Source organism: Kribbella sp. NPDC051770, from assembly GCF_040681455.1.
Classification (GTDB): Bacteria; Actinomycetota; Actinomycetes; order Propionibacteriales; family Kribbellaceae; genus Kribbella.
Genome location: NZ_JBFAYT010000017.1, coordinates 1 through 17,572 on the forward strand (window position 1 = coordinate 1; position 17,572 = coordinate 17,572).

A 17,572-nucleotide genomic window follows, 5' to 3' on the forward strand; every position below is an offset into this window, starting at 1 on the left:
CCATGAACCATGGCCTGTGAATGGGGGTTAATGCTAAATTTCGGCATTGACTTTCGGCACGCTGTTGAGTTCTCAAGAATCGGACGCACACCGCGTCCGTGACCTTTCGGCCAGGACCCCGGGGCAACCTGCGTTACTCTACCGGACCAGATCGACCAAGTCAAGACTTGATTTTTCTGATCAGATCCCCCGCGCCAGATGGGCCGACCCGAGTCCGGAGACGCGTTTCGACTGCGCTAACTTCTGGGGGGTTCGGAGCGACCGGCCGCTTTCGCGTCCCGCGCCTCGCTCCAACAAGAAGAACAGTACGTGGCGACGAGGTGGCCGGTCAAATCGGCGTCCGGTGGCCAGCATCACAGCGGTGTAATTTGCCTCCGGCATCGACCGCGTGGGATACGTCAGCCGGCCAGAACCCCTGCGAACGAACGCTTCCCGCGCCGCAGCACCAGAGCGCCACCGGGCAGCAGGTCGTCGGCCGTCGGCACGTAGTCGGCGTCGCTGACCTTCTCGTTGTTCAGGTACGCGCCACCTTCGGACACCGTCCTGCGCGCCGCCGACTTGCTCGCCACCAGCTCGGTCTGCACCAGCAGGTCCGCCACTGTCGGCATCGCTGCGGCGGACACCTCCGTGTGCGGCGCCTCCTTCAGCGCAGCGACCAGCGTCTCCCCGTCGAGCTCCCGCAGGTCCGACTGCCCGAACAGCGCCTTCGCGGCCAGCTGCACCTGTGCGGTCTCCCCCGCTCCGTGCACCAGCGTCGTCACGTCCTCGGCCAGCACCCGCTGGGCCTCCCGCGCGAACGGCCGGTCAGCGGTGGCCTTCTCCAGCTCCGCGATCTCGTCCGCCGTCCGGAACGTGTAGTACCGGACCAGCTGCATCACGTCACGGTCGTCCGTGTTGAACCAGAACTGGTAGAACGCGTACGGCGACGTCAGCTCCCGGTCCAGCCACACGGTCCCCGACTCGGTCTTGCCGAACTTGGTCCCGTCCGCCTTGGTCACCAGCGGCGTCGCCAGCGCGTGCGCCTTCCCCGACTCCGTACGCCGGATCAGCTCCACCCCAGCAGTCAGGTTCCCCCACTGGTCACTGCCTCCGGTCTGCAGAGTGCACCCGTACCGCCGGTAGAGCTCCAGGTAGTCCAGCGACTGCAGCAGCACGTAGCTGAACTCCGTGTAGCTGATCCCCTGCTCGAGCCGGGCCTTCACGACCTCGCGGCCGAGCATCCGGTTCACCGGGAAGTGCTTGCCGATGTCCCGGAGGAAGTCGAGGGTGTTGAGGTCCTTGGTCCAGTCGTAGTTGTTCACCATCCGCGCCGGGTTCGGCAGCGAGGTGTCGAAGTCCAGGAACCGCTCCACCTGGCCGCGGACCCGCTCCACCCACTGCTGGACGACGTCCTTCGGGTTCAGCAACCGCTCGGAGGTCTCCTTCGGGTCACCGATCAGCCCGGTGGCCCCACCGACCAGGCCGATCGGGTTGTGCCCGGCCAGCTGCAGCCGGCGCAGCGTCAGCAGCTGCAGCAGGTTCCCCATGTGCAGGCTCGGCGCGGTCGGGTCGAAGCCGACGTACGAGGTGATCGGTCCCTCCGCCATCGACGCCCGCAGGGCGTCCCGGTCGGTGGAGTGCGCGATCAGGCCGCGGCTGTCCAGGTCGTCGAGCACCTGCGTGCGGGCTGCGCTGTCGGTCACTGTCGGTTCTCTCCTCGGGTACGTCGGAACAACCCAAGCCTGCCAGGCGCGGTCGCGCCCGGCACGAGCGGTCCGCCTACATGGCCTCCGGCCGCGACAGTACGGCGCGCAACTGCGCCACCAGCGCGTGCCCGTCCGGGCCGTGCACGGTGGCGGCGGTCGGCCGCTGCGGGTCGTGCGCCCCCGGGTCCGGGTTGGGCACCGGGAGACCGTGCGACAGCACCTGCTCGGCAGGGGTCAGCTGGCGGATCCCGATCGCCCGGACGTGGTCAGGGTGCGTCTGCGCGAAGTCGCCGTACAGCTGCGGGTCGTGCTGCCCGTCGTCACCGACCAGCACCCAGCGGACCGCGGGGAACTCCTTGGCCAGCCGGCGCAGCGCGGTGCGCTTGTGCTCCTGCCCGCTGCGGAACCAACCGGTGTTGGTCGGCCCCCAGTCGGTCATCAGCAGCGGGCCGGCCGGGTACCCGTGCCGGGCCAGGAAGCGGGTCAGCGTCGGCGCGGTGTTCCAGGCGCCGGTCGACAGGTAGAAGATCGGAGCACCCGGCTGGTCGGTCAGCAGCTCGGCGTACATCTCCGCCATCCCCGGTACGACGCGACGCGCCTGCTCCTCGCGGACGAACGTGTTCCACGCGGCGATCAGCGGCCGCGGCAGCATCGTCAGCATCACCGTGTCGTCGATGTCGCTGACCAGCCCGAAGGTGGCGTCCGGGTCCGGGACGAAGACCTTGCCGCGGGCCTGCCGCTCGCCGTGCACGCCGAGGCTGATCTCGTGCCAGCCCGGCGGCAGCACCACCGGTACGGCGAGGTCGACGAACCCGCCGCGGTCGGTCAGCGCGTCGAAGCTCTGCCCGGCCACCGTCACCGACACCTTCACCTTGGTGGCCGGCGCGGTGACGAACACCCGCCAGCCGCGCACCACCTGGTCCTCGTCGTACCGGGGCTGGTTGCGCGGGTCGCGGCTGAGCACCACCCGGGCCAGCACCCGGACGTACTCGGCGTTGCCGTAGCCGACGTGCGGGATGATCCGCTCCCGCCAGCCACGCCGGCGCAGGAGCGCGCCGACCCCGAGGTTGAACCAGTCCTCCAGCCGGGAGGAGTAGTGCGGACGGGCCATGTCCCGAACCTACCCGTCCACAGGTCTGATACGCCTGCCGGGACGGCTGTCGGTGCAGACCTTTACGTTCCCGGTATGACATCGATCGGAATGTGCTTCCCGCGGACCTGGCCGGCGGCGCTGGTCACCGACGTCGCGCGCCGGCTCGAGGCCGGCGGAGCCGACGAGCTGTGGATCATCGAGGACTGCTTCTACACCTCCGGGCCGTCGCTGTCGGCGGCCGCGCTGAGCGTCACCGAGCGGCTCACGATCGGGCTCGGGATCCTGCCCGCCGTCGCCCGTACGGCGGCTGTGACGGCGATGGAGATCGCGACGCTCTGCGCGCTCGCGCCCGGCCGTTTCCTGCCGGGCATCGGGCACGGCGTGCAGGAGTGGATGGGCCAGATGGGCGTCCGGCCGAAGTCGCCGCTGACCGCGCTCGACGAGGTCACCGTCGCGGTCACCCGGCTGCTCGCCGGGGAGAACGTGTCGATGGAGGGCAAGACCGTCTTCCTCGACAAGGTGAAGCTCGACGCTCCTCCCACCGAGGCGCCGCCGATCCTGCTGGGTGTCCGCGGGCCGAAGTCGCTGGCGCTGGCCGGACGGGTCGCCGGCGGGGTGGTGCTGGCGGAGCCTGCGTCGCCGTCGTACGTGCGGGCGTCGGTGGAGCATGCTGGGTCGCCGGAGGGTTTCGTGGTGGCGGCGTTCAGCGCGTTCTGCGTGCGGCGCGACCGGAAGACCGCGTACGAGTGGACCGCGCCGTGGCTGGCCGGGTTGATCGAGGAGCGGAACCCGGCGCTGCCGTCGCTGCCCTTCTACGACGATCTGCTGCGTCGGTACGACGAGCTGGGCGTGCCGGGGCTGGTGTCGATGCCGACGGACTGGTGGGTGGAGCTCGGGCCGATCGGGACGCTCGACGACGCGGCTGCGCACCTGGATGCGCTGGAGGCTGCCGGGGTGCACCATGTGGGGCTGTTCCCGGACCCGGAGGTCGAGCACGGGCTGCCGCAGCTGGAGCATGTGCTGGCGCTCGCGAACAGATGACGTACGCCGAGGTCCCGTGGACGCCGGAGATCGCCCGCGCGGTGGAGGTCGAGTGGGCGCTCTCGGCAGGCGCGGTGGAGCGCTTGACGGGCGGGGAGGAGTCAGCCGCCTACAGGATGGACACGGGCGGTGTGGTCGTGCGGATCGGGCCGGTCTCGCGTGGGAGCGAGCTGATGGAGTGGTGCCACCAGGTCGCGGCCGCTGCGGGGGTCGACGAGGTGATGGTACCGCTCCGGACCACCAGCGGCGCGAGCGTCGTACGGGTTGCTGGGCGGCCGGTCAGCGTGTGGCCGCTGGTGGCTGGGCGCTGGTTGGACAACGACGAGCCGGCCGAGGTGGAGCAGGCCGCGCGGTTGCTGGCGCGGCTGCACTACGGGTTGCGGGACGTGGCGCTGCCGGTCAGACCGGAGCCGTCGTACCTGGAGGCGACCACTGGTGTGCTGCCGGACGAGGAGCTCGATCGGTGGCTCGGAGCATTCAGCAGGCGCCGGCAACCGCTGCACGGGGACTACTACCGGGGGAACCTGCTGGTCGACCGTGGGCGGATCACCGGGCTGATCGACTGGGACGAGGCGTGGGTGGGCGCTCCGGAGGTCGAGCTGGCTGGGGCGGCGCGGGAGTTCGGGGAGCACTGGTCGACGGATCTCACGCGGGCGAAGCAGCTCGTTGCCTGGTACCACGACGAGGGCGGGACGGCTGGTGAGCTGGACGACGAGACGCTCGTGCAGCTGATTCGGCATCGGCTCAGAGCCGAGGTGACGGCGTTCGGTGGGGAGGACGACGACGAGTACTACGGGCTGCTGCGGGAGCTGTTCGGGAAGCTCCGGCCCTAGAGGCGTTCGGTGACGCGGAGGGTCAGGCGGGTGCGGGCGATGTCGGCGATCGCGGCGGGGGCGGCGTCGCCGGAGTGCGGGTGGGGGACCTCGTCGGTGTGGTCGGCGGTGGTGAAGGACATGCCGGTCGATTCGGTGCCGTTCACCGTGTGGGTGACGAAGTCGCGGACGATCCGGTTCCAGTCGGGGGCCCGGTGGAGCATCGCGTGCTTCTCGCCGGGGAGGGTGAGGAGGGCGACGGGGATGCCCTCGGCGCGCAGGCGTTTGGTGTACGCCGCGGTGCCGTGGGGTGAGGTGATCCGGTCGGCGCTGCCGTGGGCGAACGCTACCGGGCCGCGGAGGCGGACCAGGGGCTCGCCTTCGGGGAGCCAGGGGGCCAGGCCGAGGACGCCGGAGACCAGCGAGTGGTTGCCTGCAGCAACTACTGCCCGGCCGCCCATGGAATGGCCGATGAGGATGACCCGATCGAACCGCGGCGGGCCGGACACGAGCCGGTCGAGCACCGTGCGCAGATCAGCCGCCGCATCCGCCGCCGCACCGTTCCACCCCTGGTACCGGTAACGCATCAACCCCACCGCAACCCCCGGCGCCGCCTTCCGGGCGACCGCCGCGAACGGCCACATCCGCAGGATCGGCGCCCGCCAGCTGTGCGGGTCGGCGGTCGAGTTCTCCATGCCGCCGTGCGCGAGCAGGACCAGATCACGGGCACCGCGCGGCGCGGCGACCAGGTCGATGCCCGGGGCACTCACTGGTACAGGACCGTCGGGTCGTGGGCGATGTGCAGGAACCGGTCCGGCTTCTCCAGCGCGGTGAAGCCGTACGACTCGTACAGCGTGTGCGCGTCCGCCGTGGCCAGCATCGTCCGCCGCAGCCCCTGCAGCTCCGGGTGCTCCAGCAGCGTCGACACGACGAACCGGCCGAGGCCGTGCCCGCGCGCCGACTCGACGACGAAGACGTCGGCGATCCACGCGAACGTCGCCCGATCCGTCACCGCTCGCGCGAACGCGACCTGCGCACCGTCGGCGGCGTACACCCCGACGCACAGGCTGTTCGCGACCGCCTTCTCGACCACCTCGCGCGGCACCCCGGGCGACCAGTACGACGTCCGCAGGTACCCGTGCATCACGTCCAGGTCGAGTCGCTCCGGGTTGTCGTCGGCAACGAAGTCACCTGAAGTCCACTGCATCAGCTCTCCCCCACTCGTTGCGTCCCAGCCTAGGCAGGTGTCAGTTCAGAACCGTCGTGATCGGCATCGACGAGTCCGCAGGGAGCCCCAGCGGCGACGGCGTCTTCCCGGCTCGCACCAGCTCCGACCCGAGCGCCGCGACCATCGCGCCGTTGTCCGTGCACAGCCCCGGCCGCGGCACCCGTACGGCGATGCCCGCCGCCGAGCAGCGCTCCTCGGCCATCTGCCGCAGCCGTGAGTTCGCCGCCACACCGCCGCCGATCAGCAGGTGCTCGTAGCCCCGGTCCTTGCAGGCGTCGATCGCCTTGCGGACCAGCACGTCGCAGACCGCCTCCTGGAAGGCCGCCGCGACGTGGTTCACCGGCACGTCCTCGCCGTCCCGCCGCTTCGCCTCGACCCAGCGCGCGACGGCCGTCTTCAGCCCGGAGAACGAGAAGTCGAACCGGTGCCGTTCGAGGTCGCGCTGGCTGGTCAGCCCGCGCGGGAACGTCACGTACGCCCGGTCACCGCCGTCGCGTGCCGCTTTGTCGACATACGGACCACCGGGGAACGGCAGCCCGAGCACCCGCGCGACCTTGTCGAACGCCTCGCCCGCGGCGTCGTCGATGGTGCTGCCCATCGGCTCGACGCCGTCGGTGATGTCCTCGACAGCGAGCAACGACGAGTGCCCGCCGGAGACGAGCATCGCGATCGCGCCCTTCGGCAGCTCACCGTGCTCGAGGGTGTCGACGGCGACGTGCGCGGCCAGGTGGTTCACGCCGTACAGCGGCTTGTCCAACGACAGAGCCAGACCCTTCGCGGCCGCGACGCCGACCAGCAGCGCGCCGGCCAGGCCGGGGCCGCTGGTGACGGCGATCGCGTCGACGTCGGACGGTTTCACCCCGGCCGTCTCGCAGGCGCGGCGGATGGTCGGGACCATCGCCTCCAGGTGCGCGCGGCTGGCCACCTCCGGGACGACGCCGCCGAAGCGGGCGTGCTCGTCGACGCTGGACGCGATCGCGTCGGCCAGCAGCGTGTGCCCGCGGACCAGGCCGACGCCGGTCTCGTCGCACGACGTCTCGATCCCGAGGATCAACGGTTCGTTCTCAGTCACTGTCCTTCTCCTGCGCGTCGCATGATGATCGCGTCCTCGCCGCCGCCGTAGTACCCACGCCGCCGGCTGATCTCCTCGAACCCGAACCCGGCGTACAACCCGATCGCCGCCGCGTTGCCCGCGGCCACCTCCAGCAGCACGGTCCGGTCGCCGAGTGTTGCCTCCAGCAACTCCCTGGCCACCCCCGTACGCCGGTACGCCGGGTCCACGGCTATTCGCAGCAGGTCGACCGGCTCGTCCTCCAGCGGAGGAACCAGCAGTACGACGTACCCGGCCAGCGCACCGCGTTCCGCGACGAGGATTCGCCGGTCGGACCGGGTGAACTCGTCGCTCCAGGAGCTGCTGCTCCAGGTGTCCTTCGGGAAGCACGCGGCGTCGAGCGCCTCGACAGCCGGTTGGTCGGACAGGTTGGCCGGGCGGGTCACTTGGGGAGCACGCTTTTCGGGCCGCCGGACATGGTGACGTCCGGGCGGCGGAGGTAGAGCGGGTCGGGCGCGGTGACCTGCAGCGTCCCGGTCGCCACACCGGTGGCCAGGACCTCGGCCGACGGGTACTCGAGGACATCGGTGGTGTCGACGCCGAGCACCTCGCCGTACAGAACTGCGCCGCGGCCGATCACGGGCAGGCCCGAAAGCACGTGGGCGACATCCGCGGGCTTGTCGACCGCCGGGCCCTCGAGCCGGCGCCGACTACCGTCAGCGGCCGGGCCGTCGTACAGGGCCCAGTAGATCTCCTTGCGCCGGGCATCGGTCGCAACGGCGACCGGCAGCGCGAGATTCGACTGCTTCGCGAGGATGTCGAGGCTGCAGACGCCGACGACCTCGATGCCGAGCACGTCTCCCATCGTCCGCGCGGTCACCAGCCCGACCCGCAGCCCGGTGAACGGGCCCGGCCCGGCGCCGACCGCGATCTTCGTCAGGTCCTTCACCCCGGCCCCAGCGGCAGCCAGTACTTCGGCGATCGCCGGCGCCAGCAGCTCGCCGTGCCGCAGCGCGTCCACGGCGGTCGACGACCCGACGACCGCACCCGAGACCGGGTCGGCCAGAGCAACGGTCACGGCCGCGCTGGAGGTGTCAAAAGCAAGCAGCACGATCAGTTCACCTCGGAAGTAGCAGTCAAACGAACACCGGTCGCCGCCCAGCGAGCGCCGGCCGGCGCGATTCGCAGCGCCCGCGTCTCGTCGCCGTCGTCGTCGCCCCGCGTGAGCGTCAGGTCCAGCCGGTCCGGCGCCAGCGACTCCGCCAGCCCGTGCCCCCACTCGACCACGGTGACAGCCTCGTCCAGCGACGCGTCGAGATCGAGATCGTCCAGCTCGGCGATCCCACCGATCCGGTACGCGTCCACGTGCACCAGCGCGGGCCCGCCGACCAGCGACGGGTGCACCCGCGAAATCACGAACGTCGGCGACGTGATGTCACCGCGCACCTTGAGCCCGGCACCGAGCCCCTGCGTGAACGTCGTCTTGCCCGCGCCGAGATCGCCCGACAGCACCAGTACGTCGCCCGCCCGGAGCTGCCCCGCGAGCTCCTCGGCGATCGCCCGCATCTCCTCCGCGGTCGGCACCGTCAGCTCGATCGGCAGCGCCTTCGCGTGGATCAGGTTCGGTCCCTCCTCCGCGACGATCGAGTACCCGCGGCGGCGCCAGAACTCGACGGTCTCCGGCAGCTCGACCCGCGCCACCAGCCGGACCCGGCCCAGCCCGCGCGCCCGGGCCGCGTCCTCCGCGCACCCGACCATCGCCGACGCGACACCGCGGCTCTGGAAGCGCGGGTTCACCGAGACCCGGCGCAGCTCCAGCACGTCACCGGACACGTGGAACAGCATCGCCCCGGCCGGCTCGCCGCCGATCCGGGCCAGCAGTCCGCCGTACGCCGCGACCGTCTCGCCGACCGTCGCCGCGTTCTCCGACAGCGCGGTCGAGGGCGGGTCGAGGGTCCGCCGGTTGGCGAAGGCGTGATGGATCACGCCGACGATCTCGTCCACGTGCTCGGCCGTGGCGTCCACCACGTGCAGGTCGGTCATCTGTGTCCCAAGGATTGTTCGGCCCGCTCGATCATCCCGAGCAGGGCGGCGGTGAACTCGCGGTGGTGCTCGATCAGCCCGAGGTGCCCGCAGTTGCGGACCTCGACCAGCTCCGCGCCGGGTACGTGCCGGACGATCTCCTCGGAGTGCTCGAACGGCGTCAGGTGGTCGGCGTCGCCGCCGATCACCACGCACTCCACCTTCTGCAGCGGCTCCAGCGACCCGGTCTTGTCGTGCAGCGCGAAGATCGGGTAGAACTCCGCGATCACCGAGATCGGGGTCGCGGCGATCATCTCGTTGACGAACTCGGTGAAGGCCGGCGGCACCTCGGAGCCGAACGAGTACTTGCGGGTGAGCAGGTAGCTGATGTCGGTCCCGGCCTTGCGGCTGCGCTCGACGACGTCGGGGATCCGGGCCAGCGCGGCGACCGTCGGCGTGGCCAGCGCGCGGGCCAGCATGCCGACCCGGCCGGGGAACACGATCGGGACCGAGTCCAGCCCGGCCGCGCTGGTCGAGCACAGGCCGACGCCGATCACCCGGTCGCCGAAGAGCTCCGGGTGCTGCTCGGCCAGCGCCATGATCGACATGCCGCCCATCGAGTGCCCGATCAGGATCACCGGACCGGTCGGCGCGTACTTCTCCAGTACGCCGTACAGGTCGCGGCCGAGCTGGTCGATGCTGACGTTCTCCTTCGGGGAGCGCCCCGACCGGCCGTGCGAGCGCTGGTCGTAGAAGACCATCGTGCCGATCCCGGCCAGGTCGCGGCGCTCGAAGTGCCAGCAGTCCATGTTCAGGCCGTACCCGTGCGCGAAGATCAGCGTCAGGTCCTCGGCGGCGGCCGGTTTCTTGCGCAGCCGGCGCTTCGGGGGCTCGGGCCGCCGGGAGCGCTTCAGCTCGTCGACCTCGACGTACAGCTCGACGCCGTCGTCGGCGGTGAACACGTGCGGCGTCCCGCGCAGCGACCCGAACGGCTCGGCCTCCAGCTGCGCCCGCTGCCCGGAACGCCGGCCGATCACCTGCCGCTCGACAGCCACACCGGCGGCCGCGCCCGCGGCCAGCACCCCGACCGCCGCGCCGATCAGGCCGGCGGTCCGCCCAGCCTTAGACATCCATGTCCTCGTTCACGTACCGCCGCGGGATCCGCGGGCCCAGCCGCGTGACGATCTCGTAGTTGATCGTCCCCGCGGCATCCGCCCAGTCGTCAGCCGTCGGCTCACCATCAACCCCCGGCCCGAACAGCACGACCTCGTCCCCCGCCTCGCGCGGGTCGTCCTCGAGGTTCACCATGCACTGATCCATGCAGATCCGCCCGACGACAGTCCGCCGCTGACCGTGCACCTGCACCGGTCCGCCGTTCGACGCGTGCCGCGGCAGGCCGTCGCCGTACCCGACCGGGATCAGCCCCAGCGTCGACGGCCGCGGCGCCGTCCAGGTCAGCCCGTACGAGACGCCCGCGCCGGCCGGGACCCGCTTGACCATCGCCAGCCGCGCCTTCAGCGTCATCGCCGGGCGCAAGCCGAGCTCCGAGGCGGGCAGCGAGTGCCCGAAGGGCGAGAGCCCGTACGTCGCGATGCCGGGCCGGACCAGGTCGAAGTGTGTCTCCGGCAGCGCCAGCGTGCCGGCCGAGTTCGCCAGGTGCTTGAACCCCGGGTCGACCCCGAACGACTCGGCCACGTCGACTGCCGCGAGGAACGCCTCGACCTGGTACTCGTTCGCCGGGCTCTTCGGCTCGTCGGCCGACGCCAGGTGCGACCAGATCCCGGTGATCACCACGCGCCCGCTCTGCTGCTCCTTGAGCGCGGCCCGGATCAGCTGCGGCCACTCCTCCGCGACGGCGCCGCCGCGGCTCATCCCGGTGTCGACCTTCAGGTGTACCCGGGCCGGCCGCTCGGTGACGCCCGCGGCGATCTCCGCGATCTCCCACGGCGCCCCGGCGGACAGGTCGATGTCGTTCTCGATCGCCTGGGCCAGCGGCTCCCCCGGGGTGGTCAGCCAGCAGAAGATCGGGCCGTTGTCCCCGGCGGCGCGCAGCTGCAGCGCCTCCTCGAGCACGGCGGCGCCGATCCAGTCCGCACCGGCCTGCCGGGCGGCCCGGGCGACCGGGACCATTCCGTGGCCGTAGGCATCGGCCTTGACCACCGTCATCAGCTCGGCCGAGCTCAGCCGGGCACGCAGCGTGGCGACGTTGTGCCGGATCGCGGCGAGGTCCACAACCGCCTCGGCACGGGGCTGTGTTCGGTGCATGGGGGGCTCCACAGACTCGGACATGACCTGTCCAGTGTCTCAGGCAGCCTCGAGCAGCGCCGGGAGGGCGGTCATCTGGTGGAAGATCGCGTCCGCCGAGGCCAGTTTCGCCGGGTCGGTCATGGCCGCGTAGCCGAACACCTTCATCCCGGCCGCGTTGGCCGCCGCGACGCCCAGCGGGCTGTCCTCGACGACGACGCAGTCGGCGGGATCGACACCGAGCGTGCGGGCGGCGTACAGGAAGAGGTCGGGCGCGGGTTTGCCGTGCTCGACGTCCTCGGAGCTGAAGATCCGGCCCTCGAAACGGTCCCAGAACCCGACCGCGGTGAGCGCCGTGTGGATGCGCTGGTGGGTGCCGGAGGAGGCCAGACAGTACGTCGTACCGCTCGCGTCCAGCTGGTCGAGCACCGCGCCGACGCCGTCGACGGCCTGCAGGTGGGCGAAGCCGTCGAAGAGTCGCTGGTGGTAGCGGTCCTCCAGGTCGGCGGGCAGCGGCCGGCCGAGCTTGGCCTCGGACTTGGTGCGCATCGAGACCATGCTGCCGCCCATGAAGTCGCGGACCGCCTCCTCGAACGTGTACGGCAGCCCGGCCTCGGTGAGCAGCTCGGCCAGGATCGTGTTGGCCAGCCGCTCGGAGTCCACCAGTACGCCGTCGTTGTCGAAGATCACCAGTCCCTTCACATCAGCACCCTACAAAGTGCAACGCCGCGGCCCGCAGTGACGTCCGTACTGCGTGAGGACATCGATGATGGTGATGGCGGCCGCCGGTCTCGTCGTACTGACCGGGTGCGGTGACGAGTCGGGCGCGGGTGCGGGCGGGCTGAGCGGGAAGACGTACCTGTCCACCGCGCTGACCGAGAACGGCGCGCCGAAGCAGGTCGCGCCGAGCACGCGGATCTCGCTGCAGTTCAAGGACGACGGCTCGCTGTCCGCGAACGCCGGCTGCAACTCGATCGGCGGCAAGTTCTCCAGCGGCGGCGGCAAGCTCAGCGTCGAGGACCTGAACCTGACCAACATGGCCTGCGACGGACCGCGTCAGCAGCAGGAGGAGTGGCTGCTCTCGGTTCTGAACAGCAAGCCGGCCTGGAAGGTCGACGGGGATCAGCTGACGATCACCGCGGACCAGCGGGTGATCGTGCTGCAGGACCGCGAGACAGCCCAGCCCGACGTCGCGCTCGACAGCACGAAGTGGGTGCTGGACAGCATCGTCACCGGCGAGACCGTCTCCACCCCGGGCAACGGCGGCGCGTTCCTGAAGATCAACGGCGACCGCGTGACCGGCTCGACGAGCTGCAACGAGCTGCAGGGCGTCGTCGCGCGGACCGGTGACAAGTTGACGTTCGGCTCGATCGGGACCACGCGCCGGGCCTGCTCGGGCCCGGCCGCGGAGCTGGAGAAGCGGATCCTCGGCACGCTGAACGGCGAGGTCAGCTACACGATCGACGCCGACAAGCTGCAGCTCCGCAGCCCGACCGACGACGGCCTCGACTTCAAGGCCGCCGGCTGAGCTTCAGGTCGAACGCCTGGACCTTGTTGTCGGGGGTCTCGTAGGAGAGCAGCAAGCGCCCGCTGGCCTTCAGCTTGGTGAGTTGGGCTGGAGTCAGCGGCACCGACCAGTGCTGTACGCCGCGGGTCAGCTGCTTGGTGGACTGCGTCACCAGGTGTCGGCTCATGTCCGGCGCCCACGGCGGGATGCCACCGTCGGTCACCGCGCACGGGGTCAGCCCGTAGTCCGGCGGCGGGTCGCTGAGGCAGCTGGTCGTGTAGACCGGGATCGCGCCGAGCTCCCCGGTGGTGAGGAAGGCACGAGCGGTGCCGGAGCCGCGCGACGAGGTGAAGACATCAAGTGCACCCGGCCGCAGACCGGCGTACAGGATCTTCAAGTCGTCTGTCGGCACCCGGCCGGAGATCGGCACGTGGTTCCGCGCCGACTGCGCGATCGTCTGCGGTGACAGCGCCCCGTTCAGGTTCGGGTTCGACACATCCGGCGGCGCCGGCGTCGTCGGCCGATCGGCCGGCGGCGTGTAGCCCGGCATCGTCGCGCGACCCCACCGGTACGGGTCCGACTGCACCGACCCCAGCGCCGACCACCCGAGCCGCGTGCTCTGGTCGATGTGCCGCAACGTCGTCGTCCCCGGCGCGGAGGTGTCGTCGTTGTCGTACGGCGTGATGTTCAGCCCCAGGTTCGCCGGGTCGACCGCCGCCGGCAGCGCGGCCAGCGGGATCTTCACCTCCAGGTCGTACCCCGCGTAGGCGTGCGGCGTGGTCGTCTCGTTGCTGCCGACCCACGTCGCCGTCGACGCGACCTCGACGCCCGGCGCGTTCCCGGTGTCGAGGTCGCCGCTCGAGTACCCCTGGTGGTTGTCGGCGTCCCGCGACCAGCACGGCCCGTTCCCACCGGCGGCGTCGTTGCTGAACGGGAAGATTCCGAGTTTGAACGTGTTCGCCGTGTCCATCAGCGCCTGCGACGCGGTCCCGCGCGGGTCGAGCAGGATCTCGACCGAGTCGGCCTGCCAGTGGCCGACGCACTCGGCCGGCGTCACGGCGTACGACTGGTAGTCGTCGCGGACGTGGACGAAGAAGTAGAGCGCGTCGCCGGACCAGCTCACCTTCGCCGTGCTGCCCTCGCCGGTCGCCGAGACGCCGCAGTCGTCGACGCCGGTGCAGCCGGTCGCGCCCTGCCAGATCCGGCCGAGGTCGAGCGTCGGCCCCGGGTACTCCCCGGCCGCAGCCGTCCCGTCGACCGTCGGCGCGGTCGTCGTCTGCGCGATCGCGGTCGTCGGTACGACGGACAGCGTCAGCGTCTCGCTACCGGTCCCGCCGGTGAACGTCGTGGTGATCGGAACGTCCACGTTCTGCGTCGCGGGTAGCGCCGTGTCGGTGTTGGTGACCTGGAAGGTGACGGTCGTGTCGGCGCCCGGCTGCAGCCCGGAGTAGGTCTTGCTGACCGCGTCGGCGGTGAAGTTCGGCGGCAGCGTCAGCGCCACCGCGCCGCTCTGCGGCGTCGTCGACCAGTTGTGCACGACGACCGGTACGTCGAGCGTCCGCCCGACGCCGATCGACTGGATCGCGGCCGAGCGCCCGAGCCGCGCCGCCTGCGGCGCGGTCTGCGCCAGCCACTCGTCGTACTCCTGCCAGTTGCCCCAGCGCTGGAAGCGCCCCTCGGCGGCGGAGACGATCCGGACGACGTTGTCGGTGTAGCCGGTCGCCTTGCCGGTGCTGTAGAGCGCGGAGATCTTGGCGAGCTGGTTCACCGGCGCGGTCGCCGACGGTGTCACCGTGAACGTGACGGCGGCGTCGGCCCGGCTCGGGACCGGCTTCGGCCCGTCCACGGTCCAGCCCGCGGGGACGGTCAGCGCAACGTTGCCCTTGGCAAGCTTTCCGCGGGGCGCTTTCAGGTGAACGGTCGCCTGGAACGGCGCCCCGGCGACGTTCGCGAACCGCGAGAAGGTCAGGTACTGCAGCGTGCCCACCGGCAGCCCACCGGGATCAGGTTTCGTCGCGCCGAACAGGATCGCGTCGTCGAGACCGGCCTTCGGATTCGGCGCGCCACCCGGCAGCGTGTTCGGCTGGAACGGCACGAACGCCTGCGTCATCCCGAACCGCGAGCAGGCCGGCACCGACGTCCCCTTGAACATCACCCGGCTCTGCGTCGGGTACGCCGCCCGCCCCTCGTCCGCGACCTGCTGCCAGATCTTCGCCGTACCGGCCGGCTGCCCCTGGACGTTGCCCGCCGGCCACTTGTACGGCGAGTCGTACCCGGTCCAGACACCGGCGACCGTGTCCTGGCTGCTCGGGACGAACCCGGTCGTGCAGTGCGCGGCCGTCGTCGTACCGCCGGTCCCCGCGGTGCTTCCACCGGAGAAGACCTTCTTCACCTGCCAGGTGCTCAGCGCGTCCTTCCCGCGCAACTGCTCCGGGAACCGGGTCGGGTCCGCGGCCGCGAGCACGCCCTCCCAGATCAGCCGCCCGGCTTGCTGGTGGTTGCCGTGCCCGGCGGCGAGCGTCGGCGTGAAGCCGATGTAGATCTCCGGCTGCGTCGTGCGGATCAACCGCGTGACCCGCCGCAGCGTCTCCTCCTCGTCCCAGAAGTACTGCGTCAGCGGCGCGCTCTGGTTGTAGAAGAAGTCGATCCGGTCCAGGTTGAAGATATCGACGGTGCCCGAGCGGTAGTGCGCGACCCGGTCCTCGTTCTCCCGGCGCAGCCCGAGGTCCGGGCCGAGCTCGGTGCCGACCGCGTTGCCGCCGCCCTCACCCCGGGTCACCATGATCACGCCGCACTTGACGCCGTACCGCTGGTGCCAGACACCGCACGGCCCGATGATGCTGGTGTCGTCGTCGGGGTGCGCCCACTCCCCCATCACGTCGATCTTGGTCGCCCGGTCCGCCACGTACGGCGTACTGCGGGCTTGCGCTGTCGCCGGGAGTCCGACGGTCAGCAGAGCGACAACGGCGAGCAGCACACCAAGACGTCTCACGGGCGAACTCCCAGGGCGGTGGGGACACCAACACCACCGTCCTATCCCGGGAGCGGCACTAGTTCAAGATCTGACCGGTCGCCACCGGCAACGCTCGGGCAATCGATGTCGCGGTGATAGGCCCGGCCTCTGACGCGAGCTGCGCAGCTGCCGCATGGAGGTAGGCGCCGACGCTTCCGGCATCGAACGGATCGAGCCCCGACGCGAGCAGCGCACCGCACAGTCCGGCCAGTACGTCGCCCGACCCGGCCGTCGCGAGCCAGGGCGTCGCGTTGGTGTTGACCCGCGTCCGGCCGTCGGGGGCGACGACGACGGTGGTCGAGCCCTTGAGCAGCACCGTGACGTCGTACCGCTCGGCCGCCGCGCGGGCGTGCTTCAGGCGCGCGGCCTCGACCTCGGCGCGGTCGACGTCGAGCAGCCGGGCCAGCTCCCCGGCGTGCGGCGTGATCAGCACGTTCGTGTGGTCGCCGGAGTCGTCGAGCGCCTTCAGCCCGTCCGCGTCGAGCACGACCGGCTCCTCGGAGTCGAGCAGTTCACGAACCTTCGCGACGTCGAGCTCCTCGCCGAGGCCGGATCCGATCGCCCACGCCTGGACCCGGCCCTCGCCCGCGACGATCTCGGGGTGGGCGGCCCGGACGGCTTCGGCGACCGCGTCGGGTCCGACGTACCGGAGCATGCCGAGCGGTCCGGCGAGCGCGCCGGAGGTCGCGATCACGGCTGCGCCGGGGTACTGCTTCGAGCCGGCCATCAGGCCGAGGACGCCGCGCGAGTACTTGTCGGACTCGCCGCGGGGGACCGGGTAGAGCGCCCGTACGTCGGACGCCTGCATGGCCTCGGCCGCGGGCGCCGGCAGGTCGAGCCCGATGTCGATCAGGTGCACGGGGCCGCAGGCGGAGGCCGCCGGGTCGACGAAGTGGCAGATCTTGTGGGTTCCGAAGGTGACGGTCAGATCAGCTTGGACGAACCCAGCCGCCGCCCCATCGCGCTCCGGCACCTCGCCCGTGTCCACACCGACGCCCGACGGGACGTCGACCGCGACCACCGGCACCCGGTGCTTCTCGGCCAGCCGGACCGCGGTCAGCGCCTCCGGCTTCAGCCCGGGCCTGCCCCCGATCCCGACCACGCCATCCACGACCACGTCGGCTTTCGCGATCTCCTCGACCGCACCGACCCGTCCCCCGGCGAGCCGCAGCGCCTGCAGACCCTTCGCGTGCACCTTGTCCGACAGCAGCACCGCGATCACCAGCGCACCGCGCCGGGCCAGCTTCTCCCCGGCGTACAGGGCGTCGCCGCCGTTGTCGCCGGAGCCGACCAGCAGCACCACGCGCGCGCCGTACACCCGGCCCAGGAAGTTGCCGATGGCAACTGCCAGCCCGGTGGCGGCGCGCTGCATCAGCGTCCCCTCCGGGAGCTTGGCCATCAGCTCGGCCTCGGCGGCCCGGACCTGCTCGACGGTGTGCGCGTGACGCATCTCAGCCCTCCAGGACGACGACCGCCGACGCGATGCCCGCGTCGTGGCTCAGCGACAGGTGCAGGCTCTGCACCCCCAGCTCGGACGCCTTGGCCGCGACCGTGCCGGTGACCTCCAGCCACGGGCGGCCGGTCTCGTCGCTGCGCACCTCGGCGTCGTGCCAGTGCATCCCGCCGGGGGCGCCGAGCGCCTTGGCCAGCGCCTCCTTGGCCGCGAACCGGGCCGCCAGCGACGCCGGCGGCCGGACCGCCTCGGCCGGGGTGAAGACCCGGTCGCGCAGGCCCGGCGTCCGCTCCAGGGTCTTCATGAAGCGCTCGACGTCGACCACGTCGATGCCCACGCCGACGATCACGAGACGGTTCCGGACGGGGTTCCTGATGTGACAACTACCACACCCGCAGAGTCAGTGCCGCACATGCCGGTCAG

17 protein-coding genes are annotated in these 17,572 nt (G+C 71.2%); 3 read left to right on the forward strand and 14 right to left on the reverse strand.

Going from position 1 to position 17,572, the window contains the following annotated elements; genetic code table 11:
* Nucleotides 1-398 precede the first annotated feature (398 nt).
* Together tyrS and AB0M01_RS35905 are read right to left on the reverse strand one after the other, a co-directional pair.
* Nucleotides 399-1,682, reverse strand: coding sequence for a tyrosine--tRNA ligase (tyrS, locus tag AB0M01_RS35900; RefSeq protein WP_363676967.1), 1,284 nt, complete (start codon nt 1,680-1,682; stop codon nt 399-401).
* A 76-nt stretch (nt 1,683-1,758) separates the two neighbouring features.
* Nucleotides 1,759-2,796 (reverse strand): phosphatase domain-containing protein, encoded by a 1,038-nt coding sequence (locus tag AB0M01_RS35905; protein ID WP_363676968.1) that lies wholly within the window; start codon nt 2,794-2,796, stop codon nt 1,759-1,761.
* Between the two features lie 75 nt (nt 2,797-2,871).
* Here AB0M01_RS35905 and AB0M01_RS35910 point away from each other — a divergent pair, with 75 nt between their 5' ends.
* Complete coding sequence (locus AB0M01_RS35910; protein WP_363676969.1) at nt 2,872-3,819, forward strand: LLM class flavin-dependent oxidoreductase; 948 nt, start codon at nt 2,872-2,874, stop codon at nt 3,817-3,819.
* Complete coding sequence (locus AB0M01_RS35915; protein ID WP_363676970.1) at nt 3,816-4,652, forward strand: phosphotransferase; 837 nt, start codon at nt 3,816-3,818, stop codon at nt 4,650-4,652. The genes AB0M01_RS35910 and AB0M01_RS35915 overlap by 4 nt, the downstream gene beginning before the upstream one ends.
* On the opposite strand, the gene AB0M01_RS35920 is transcribed toward AB0M01_RS35915, so the two are convergent.
* Genes AB0M01_RS35920 through AB0M01_RS35960 form a run of 9 tightly spaced genes read right to left on the reverse strand, consistent with a single transcriptional unit; the run spans nt 4,649 to nt 11,878 of the window.
* A complete protein-coding gene (locus tag AB0M01_RS35920) occupies nt 4,649-5,401 on the reverse strand; it encodes an alpha/beta fold hydrolase (RefSeq protein ID WP_363676971.1) in 753 nt (250 codons plus the stop codon). The two genes, AB0M01_RS35915 and AB0M01_RS35920, sit on opposite strands and share 4 nt — an antisense overlap.
* Complete coding sequence (locus AB0M01_RS35925; protein WP_363676972.1) at nt 5,398-5,838, reverse strand: GNAT family N-acetyltransferase; 441 nt, start codon at nt 5,836-5,838, stop codon at nt 5,398-5,400. The genes AB0M01_RS35920 and AB0M01_RS35925 overlap by 4 nt, the downstream gene beginning before the upstream one ends.
* A gap of 40 nt (nt 5,839-5,878) precedes the next feature.
* Nucleotides 5,879-6,931 carry a tRNA (adenosine(37)-N6)-threonylcarbamoyltransferase complex transferase subunit TsaD gene (gene tsaD, locus AB0M01_RS35930; RefSeq protein WP_363676973.1) on the reverse strand — a complete coding sequence of 351 codons (1,053 nt, stop codon included), beginning with the start codon at nt 6,929-6,931 and terminating at the stop codon, nt 5,879-5,881.
* Complete coding sequence (locus AB0M01_RS35935) at nt 6,928-7,356, reverse strand: GNAT family N-acetyltransferase (RefSeq protein WP_363676974.1); 429 nt, start codon at nt 7,354-7,356, stop codon at nt 6,928-6,930. The genes tsaD and AB0M01_RS35935 overlap by 4 nt, the downstream gene beginning before the upstream one ends.
* On the reverse strand, nt 7,353-8,021 hold the full coding sequence (tsaB, locus tag AB0M01_RS35940; RefSeq protein WP_363676975.1) for a tRNA (adenosine(37)-N6)-threonylcarbamoyltransferase complex dimerization subunit type 1 TsaB: 669 nt from the start codon (nt 8,019-8,021) through the stop codon (nt 7,353-7,355). The genes AB0M01_RS35935 and tsaB overlap by 4 nt, the downstream gene beginning before the upstream one ends.
* 2 nt (nt 8,022-8,023) lie before the next feature.
* Nucleotides 8,024-8,953, reverse strand: a complete 930-nt coding sequence (gene tsaE / locus AB0M01_RS35945; protein ID WP_363676976.1) for a tRNA (adenosine(37)-N6)-threonylcarbamoyltransferase complex ATPase subunit type 1 TsaE — start codon at nt 8,951-8,953, stop codon at nt 8,024-8,026.
* Nucleotides 8,950-10,062, reverse strand: coding sequence for an alpha/beta hydrolase (locus AB0M01_RS35950; RefSeq protein ID WP_363676977.1), 1,113 nt, complete (start codon nt 10,060-10,062; stop codon nt 8,950-8,952). Before AB0M01_RS35950 ends, tsaE begins: the two co-directional genes overlap by 4 nt.
* A complete protein-coding gene (gene alr, locus AB0M01_RS35955; RefSeq protein ID WP_363676978.1) occupies nt 10,055-11,197 on the reverse strand; it encodes an alanine racemase in 1,143 nt (380 codons plus the stop codon). The genes AB0M01_RS35950 and alr overlap by 8 nt, the downstream gene beginning before the upstream one ends.
* Nucleotides 11,198-11,236: 39 nt before the next feature.
* The gene (locus AB0M01_RS35960) at nt 11,237-11,878 is read right to left on the reverse strand and encodes an HAD family phosphatase (RefSeq protein WP_363676979.1); all 642 of its coding nucleotides are present in this window, start codon (nt 11,876-11,878) and stop codon (nt 11,237-11,239) included.
* A gap of 52 nt (nt 11,879-11,930) precedes the next feature.
* Between AB0M01_RS35960 and AB0M01_RS35965 the strand changes: the two genes are divergently transcribed.
* Nucleotides 11,931-12,704: an META domain-containing protein gene (locus AB0M01_RS35965; RefSeq protein ID WP_363676980.1), complete on the forward strand. Its 774-nt coding sequence runs from the start codon at nt 11,931-11,933 to the stop codon at nt 12,702-12,704.
* Here AB0M01_RS35965 and AB0M01_RS35970 read toward each other — a convergent pair.
* Genes AB0M01_RS35970 through AB0M01_RS35980 form a run of 3 tightly spaced genes read right to left on the reverse strand, consistent with a single transcriptional unit; the run spans nt 12,688 to nt 17,498 of the window.
* Nucleotides 12,688-15,675, reverse strand: a complete 2,988-nt coding sequence (locus AB0M01_RS35970) for a PIG-L family deacetylase (protein WP_363676981.1) — start codon at nt 15,673-15,675, stop codon at nt 12,688-12,690. The two genes, AB0M01_RS35965 and AB0M01_RS35970, sit on opposite strands and share 17 nt — an antisense overlap.
* A gap of 58 nt (nt 15,676-15,733) precedes the next feature.
* Complete coding sequence (locus AB0M01_RS35975) at nt 15,734-17,146, reverse strand: NAD(P)H-hydrate dehydratase (protein ID WP_363676982.1); 1,413 nt, start codon at nt 17,144-17,146, stop codon at nt 15,734-15,736.
* Between the two features lies 1 nt (nt 17,147).
* Entirely contained in the window at nt 17,148-17,498 is a 351-nt protein-coding gene (locus tag AB0M01_RS35980; RefSeq protein ID WP_344181404.1) for a holo-ACP synthase, read from the reverse strand.
* Between the last annotated feature and the right edge of the window lie 74 nt (nt 17,499-17,572).